The organism is Terasakiella brassicae, assembly GCF_014641495.1.
In the GTDB taxonomy this organism is placed as follows: Bacteria; Pseudomonadota; Alphaproteobacteria; order Rhodospirillales; family Terasakiellaceae; genus Terasakiella; species Terasakiella brassicae.
Genome location: NZ_BMHV01000019.1, coordinates 65,219 through 71,660, shown reverse-complemented (window position 1 = coordinate 71,660; position 6,442 = coordinate 65,219). Strand labels below are relative to the sequence as shown.

Sequence of the window (6,442 nt, the reverse complement as noted above, 5' to 3'; positions counted from 1 at the left end):
ATGAAGCTGTTAGGGCTGGAAGCTTTGTATCAAAAGCCAAACACCTCCAAGCCGCATCCCGAACACAAGATTTATCCTTATCTTTTGCGGAACCTCATTATTGATCGACCTAATCAGATCTGGTGTGCCGATATCACCTACATTCCCGTGAAACGAGGTTTTCTCTATCTTGTTGCCATCATGGATTGGTATAGCCGCAAGGTTTTAGCCTGGCGGTTATCGAACTCTATGGATGCCAGCTTTTGCGTCGAAGCTCTGGAAGATGCTTTGAGTAAATATCCCAAGCCGGAAATTTTTAATACCGATCAGGGGAGCCAATTTACCGGTTTTGATTGGATCGAGACGCTGAAAGACCAGAAGATTAAAATCTCCATGGATGGCAAAGGCAGGTGGATGGATAACGTCTTCATCGAACGGTTGTGGCGAAGCCTGAAATATGAATGTGTCTATCTCTACGGATTTGAAGGCGGCAAGGATGCCCGCCAGAAAATTAATCGCTGGATGGAGAAATATAACAAACACCGTCCACATTCAGCCCTTGACGGCGTCCCGCCAAATTGGGTTTACTACCGTTCATCGGGGTTAACCCCGATGAACGGTATCGCAGCATAAATATTAACTCAGGCATCCCACCTTAAATTCGCTGCTAAACTGTCCAACATATAGGGGCCACTTCTAAGTTCGTCGTCTCGGTACAATAATTTGTTCCCGCTTCTTTCCTTTGTTGGTTCTGCCTACAAATGTCCAATGGCCTTTTGACTTCTGAAGATTACTAACTTTCAAACGGGCCAAGGTTGATGGCCTAGCCCCTGTACCGTACATGAGCCAAAAGAGGGCTTTAAGCATAAGCCATTTTTCAACCTCTTTTGGCTTCTCCATTGAGAGAGATAAGGGTGCCCCCATCATTACAAGACTAAAGCTTTTTACATTGGCATTAAATGAGTTTTGGTATTTCTGATTAAGATGCCTTGCGATCTGTCTGATCTCTTGCATTGAAAAAGAGGGTCTCGCCTCTTGGTCTTTCAGGCTGACATTCTTAATTTTCGGCACGTCATAAACGTACTTTTTCCGGCGGCAAAACTCAAATAATTGACGTAAAAAAGTAAGGTCAGAGTTGATGGTGCTTGCACTTTTATCTTGGTCTTGCCTGAACTCGATGAAGTCCTCAATATAGTCCTCATCCACTTTTTTAATATCAACGTCTTTCCAATCATCAAACGTTAGGCAGGCACGATTTGATGTTTTGCGGTCTCGTAGTGTATTGGCTTTGGTTCCTGATTTTTTTTCAAGATGCTCAATAAATAAAACGCATGCTTGCTCAAAGTTAATGGCATCAAGCTTTATCCCTCTCTGGCTCGCTTTAAACATCTCTTGAGCAATCTTGATAGCCTGTGACTGGCTTGTTGTCTTTGAGGACTTGATAACCTCTGTCTGGTCTTTATAGAGTAGGATTTGCCAAATAGGCTTTTTAACCCCATTTCTCAGGAAGATTTTTACATTTTCAGTATTGGGGACATCTTGGATGTTGAGACGGTGCGCCATAATTTTTGTAAGATAAAAAGTGTAAGATTACGAAATATGTAAGAATAAAGCCACTAATCAGCCATAATTCGGTATTTTTCTGATACCTATAATATTCATAAATAAAGTAATATCAATAAGATAATTTTTTCTTGTCGGTTTGTAATCAGTAGGTCCGCGGTTCGAGTCCGTGTGGGGGCACCAGAATTTAAAAAGGGCTTGGCCGCTTTTCAGCGCCAAGCCCTTTTTCTATGTTCATACTTTGTCATTTCTCGCGCAAAATATATCAACCTCATATCAATCAAGTTAAAATTGATCTAAGCGATATAGAGTCTCTTTCGGTTTTTGGGTACAGATCTAGATTATTATGATGTATAATCCATCAGATCAAAGAAACCAGGAGGCGAAAAATGATAAAAATAAAGTCATTAACGATACTGGTTGCCTTAGGCACGCTGAGCAGTTGCGTGACAACAAATACTTTAAAAGTCGAAACACCAAACGTTTCATTTTTTCAATCAGTTCCCATTTCAGTTGCTGTCGCCATTCCAGAGGAAACACGCCAACTCGCAATTGCAACGGTTGGTCAATCCGGGTGCTGGGGTGTTCCGCCTGCACCTGGGCCGTATGGAAAGATATTTGCAGATACCGTTCGTGACCGCTTCTCCCGATTGTTTGACAATGCACAAATTGTCAATTCCGTTGCCGAGGCCGGTGGCGTCGACGCTATTTTTGAAGCACGGTTGAATAAAATGGAATGGGCAGGCGGTTGTTTAATTTCCCCGGATGGTTTTTTCAGTGCGCAAGGTCAGTTTAAGGCTATAGATGCCTCGGGTGGTGTAATATGGACCAGTGCCAAAACAGAAAGCCGCCAAGATGTCGGCATGGTCGCGCAGTTAGAGATTGGGCGGAGTTTCGGTCAACGTATTGCAGGACTGGTTGATGGTTGGGCGCAAGAATTACAGGTATTGCCCGTCGCCCAATACGCCTTGGATGAAAATATTCAAGTGGCCCAGACCGCGCGTTCTGCCAGACAACAAATCGTCAGAAACAGCACGTCTTTTCAAGCTCAGCCTGCGCAACCTGTTTACCGTTCCCCGGCGCCAAGATTTCCGATGCAGCCTGTAGAGGTCACTTATAAAAAAGTTGCACAAAATCAGGATGATATCGCTGTCATTATCGGGAATGCTGATTATTCCAAACTCGCTAAAGATATTCCCAATGTAGCCCCGGCTTACGCCGACGCTTTAAGTATTAAAAAATATTTTATGGAGGGACTTGGCATCAAGCCCGGAAATATTATTGATCTAAAAGATGCTACAGGCAGTCAAATGATTCGCGTATTTGGCAGTACCATTAATCACAAAGGGCAGCTCCACGACTGGATTAAACCGGATAAAAGCCGTGTTTACATTTATTATGCAGGACATGGCGCCCCCAGTAATGAAGATGGAAGTGCTTATTTGGTCCCAAGCGATGCAGATGCATCTCGGATTGATTTAAACGGTTACAGCCTAGAAACGCTGTATGATAACCTTTCAAAACTAAAAGCAAAAAATATCACGGTCATTCTTGAAGCCTGTTTTTCCGGCGCATCTCAGGCCGGAACACTGGTTGCCAATGCATCACCAATTTTCTTGAAACCCAAAAAAGCAACCGTCCCAAATGGTATCACAGTTATTTCTGCGGGGTCTCCTGATCAGATCGCCTCATGGGAAGAAAATAAGTCTCATGGGCTTTTTACTCAATATTACCTGAAGGCGATGTCAGGTGAAGCCGATAGAGATAAAAATGGGTTTATTTCGAATGATGAGCTTAAAAACTATTTAGAAGATACAATGACTTATTATGCCCGGCGCTATTACGGACGAGACCAAAAAGCGCAAATCATCATCGGACATTAGAGTCTCAATTTTAGAGGGCTGGATATGAAGCACTGTGTCAGATTTTTTTGTCAGATACTTTTATGCTTAAGCCTTTTCAATCCTTCCATTGGTTTGGCTGATAATTATCAAAAAATCCAGAAGGCTCGAGACGCCATTGACCTCGAACGTCTGGACCAGTCCTTAAGCCTATTAAAATCGATTGAACCTGTTGATAATCAGGAAGCCGCGCAAATAGATCAATTGATCGGAGAAATCTACCTTCAGGTTGGTAAACCCTCCAAAGCGTTGGAGTTTTTCGAACAAGCCATCACCAGCATAATGGAAGATGGTGAAGCAATGGCTGGATTGGCAGAAGCCTTGTTCGGTGTTGGGAAAATTACACAAGCCAAACGTTACGCACAAAGCGCCTTGCGCGACAATGATGATTTGGTGCGGGCGCACATCGTTCTTACAAAAATTGAGGCCTCTACAGGCAACACATATCAAGCGAAGCAACGTATAGAAAAATTATTTAAACAAAAAGCCCGCAATGAAGATGTTGCCATTGCCTACGCCGATTTCCTTTACGATCAGGGAGATGATAAAAAGGCTTTTAATTTGCTGTCTGATTTCACACGAAAAAATATAAACGGAGCAAAAGCTCTCGATCATTTTGGACGACTTTTGTGGCTCGCTGGCTATGAGAGAAAAGCTGTGAAGGCGCGCGAACAAGCCGGAAAACTTTATGAAAAGCAAGGCAATCAGTATCGCGCTGAGAATATATTAAACTGGGTTTTAGAACATAAAAATACAGCGCGAAGAAAAGCGAAACCCTTTCAGGATAACAAACAAAACTCGAACTTTTCTTTAGCACGCCATTTCGAACCGATTCAAATTCCTTTTGGTTATCGACCTGCGGGGCAAGGTTCCGGTTTTATCGTCAATGAGGGACGTTATGTTGTCACCAACCACCATGTCGTCGAAGGTGCGGAACGCCTTGTTGTACGCAATGGAACAGGCGAAGTTCGCAACGCAACCGTTATTCGTTTCTCACATAAAAATAAAAATGATCTGGCCGTCTTGGAGTTAGATAAACCATATGACGCAAACTACGCGATCCGTCTTGAAGAAATGGGAGACCCAACACCGGGAAGAACGTCAATTGTTATGGGCTACCCCTTGGCGTTTATGCTTGGAAAACATATGCCCTCAGTGACCGAAGGTTCTGTCAGTGCGGTTATCGGTGCGTTTAATCAACAATCAAAGTTTCAAACGACGGCAAAAGTAAATAAAGGCAACAGCGGGGGACCGATCTTTGATTTGCAAGGCAATCTGATTGGCGTGGTCGTGATGAAATGGTTTGCCATCCCCACAGGGAACAAAAATGAGAAACAGATAGAGCGAATTGAAGATGTGAATGAAGGGATCAAAATTAGCCGGGTCTTTGACCTAATGGGATGGAACGGTGGAGAACCTATTGATGTATCTGATCAAGAAACCATGAGCGTAGAGGAGCTGTATCAGGAAATGCTTCCCAAAGTCGTTTATGTTCAGAGGCTAGCACGACGATGAAAATTATGCTGGTTATTCTTTTGGTTAGTTTTTTTTCACTGAATGCATATGCGGATTGGGTAAACTCTTCTGGCGAATATAATTTCGGTCCCGATCTCACTGAAAAAACCGCCTGCCAACGTGCGGAAAGACGCGCAAAAGACAATGCCTTAAGAAAAATCCAAGGGGAACGTTTCATTTCAGATGACATGCTTGTCTGTAAGGAACAAGGGGGAAATGCGAATTGTGACCTCAACCGTTTTACTTGGTCAACGATCAACGGAATGATAACGGGCGTGCGTAATTATAAACGTCAAACATCTGTTATTGCTGGGAATATCAGAACCTGTTTGGTTTCAATGGAAGTAAACGTTCAAACGGCGAAAGGAAATTATGACCCAAGTTTTGATTTAAGCGTTCGTATGAATGAAAAAACGTTTAAAGATGGCGAGGCGCTTCTTTTATCTTTAACACCCTCAAAAGCCATGTATGTAAATGTTTTTCAGTGGCTGCCCTATGAACAATCCGAAAAACAAGTTTTAAAAATTTTTCCAAACCACATGGATAGGAATAATCGTTTTATTTCAGCCGGTACGGTGCCCACCCTCAAAGGGCGTGAAAACTACGATATGACCGTTGGTTTTCCTGTGGGGTTAAAGACAGATGAGACACTCGTTGATGAATACTTACTGATTGTCGCAACCATCGATGACATTGATTTTAACGAAGCCTATAGCCTTGAGGATTTCAATCAACGCCTCTTGGAAATTCCACGCTCAAAAAGCAGATTAATAAAACGGGCATATATGGTGATTAAGACAAACCCTAGAAATTATTAATCGCAGGCTGATATAGAAAGGAATAAAGATGAAAAGTTCAATGAAATGGATAACAGGTAGTTTGGCCTTTTCGTTATTAGCGGCCTGTCAAACAGTACCTGAACCGGGTTCGTCCGAAGAACTGGCGCAAGAGAAAGAAGAACAGATTGCCGCCGTCCAGAAAACGTCTCAAGATATGCCTTGGTGGTTTTTAACGCCCCCCATATATGAAAATTACTTGAGTGCAACCGGGACAGCAACATCAAGTGACCTTCAATTGGCTGTCGACAAAGCTGTTTTATTTGCAAAAAGGGACCTTGCAGACCGCATTAATTCGTCTGTGAGTTCGAAAATGAAAAGTTTTGTCGCAGAAACCTCTGCAGGAAACACAACCGAACTGGTAAGCGAAATCGAGCGTATAACTCGAAACCTCGTTAGCGAAGTGAACTTATCTGGCTACACTCGTGAAGAAGTTGAGGTAAAACCAAGTGGAACGGACTATCGCGTATACATCTTACTTAACTTTGCAGTAGATAAAGCAAACCGATTACTGGTTGATCAAGTCAATAAAAGTAAAATACTGGAAACGCGCCTAAGAGCATCCAAAGCTTTCAAAGAACTTGAAGAAGATATTTCTAAAAAATAATGACTTGTTAACAACCTCCGCTGAAATTTCAACAGAGGTTG

General features: G+C 42.7%; 6 protein-coding genes. 5 read left to right on the top strand and 1 reads right to left on the bottom strand.

Annotated elements, in window-relative coordinates; translation table 11 throughout:
* Positions 1-612, top strand: a 612-nt coding sequence (locus IEW74_RS12940; RefSeq protein ID WP_188665898.1) for an IS3 family transposase, incomplete at its 5' end; no start/stop codon positions are given.
* A 63-nt stretch (positions 613-675) separates the two neighbouring features.
* Here the strand turns inward: IEW74_RS12940 and IEW74_RS12935 are convergent.
* The gene (locus tag IEW74_RS12935; RefSeq protein ID WP_188665896.1) at positions 676-1,542 is read right to left on the bottom strand and encodes a tyrosine-type recombinase/integrase; all 867 of its coding nucleotides are present in this window, start codon (positions 1,540-1,542) and stop codon (positions 676-678) included.
* A 389-nt stretch (positions 1,543-1,931) separates the two neighbouring features.
* Here IEW74_RS12935 and IEW74_RS12930 point away from each other — a divergent pair, with 389 nt between their 5' ends.
* From IEW74_RS12930 to IEW74_RS12915, 4 genes are all read left to right on the top strand, one after another.
* Entirely contained in the window at positions 1,932-3,425 is a 1,494-nt protein-coding gene (locus tag IEW74_RS12930; protein ID WP_188665894.1) for a caspase family protein, read from the top strand.
* A 93-nt stretch (positions 3,426-3,518) separates the two neighbouring features.
* Positions 3,519-4,958, top strand: coding sequence for a S1 family peptidase (locus tag IEW74_RS12925; RefSeq protein WP_188665892.1), 1,440 nt, complete (start codon positions 3,519-3,521; stop codon positions 4,956-4,958).
* On the top strand, positions 4,955-5,776 hold the full coding sequence (locus IEW74_RS12920) for a DUF4384 domain-containing protein (protein WP_188665890.1): 822 nt from the start codon (positions 4,955-4,957) through the stop codon (positions 5,774-5,776). Before IEW74_RS12925 ends, IEW74_RS12920 begins: the two co-directional genes overlap by 4 nt.
* Before the next feature lie 28 nt (positions 5,777-5,804).
* Positions 5,805-6,401, top strand: coding sequence for a hypothetical protein (locus IEW74_RS12915; RefSeq protein ID WP_188665888.1), 597 nt, complete (start codon positions 5,805-5,807; stop codon positions 6,399-6,401).
* Positions 6,402-6,442 lie beyond the last annotated feature (41 nt).

Excerpts from the sequence above, each read along its gene's own strand:
- IEW74_RS12935 (WP_188665896.1), bottom strand. The coding sequence starts at position 1,542 with ATGGCGCACCGTCTCAACATCCAAGATGTCCCCAATACTGAAAATGTA.
- IEW74_RS12930 (WP_188665894.1), top strand. The coding sequence starts at position 1,932 with ATGATAAAAATAAAGTCATTAACGATACTGGTTGCCTTAGGCACGCTG.
- IEW74_RS12920 (WP_188665890.1), top strand. The coding sequence starts at position 4,955 with ATGAAAATTATGCTGGTTATTCTTTTGGTTAGTTTTTTTTCACTGAAT.
- IEW74_RS12915 (WP_188665888.1), top strand. The coding sequence starts at position 5,805 with ATGAAAAGTTCAATGAAATGGATAACAGGTAGTTTGGCCTTTTCGTTA.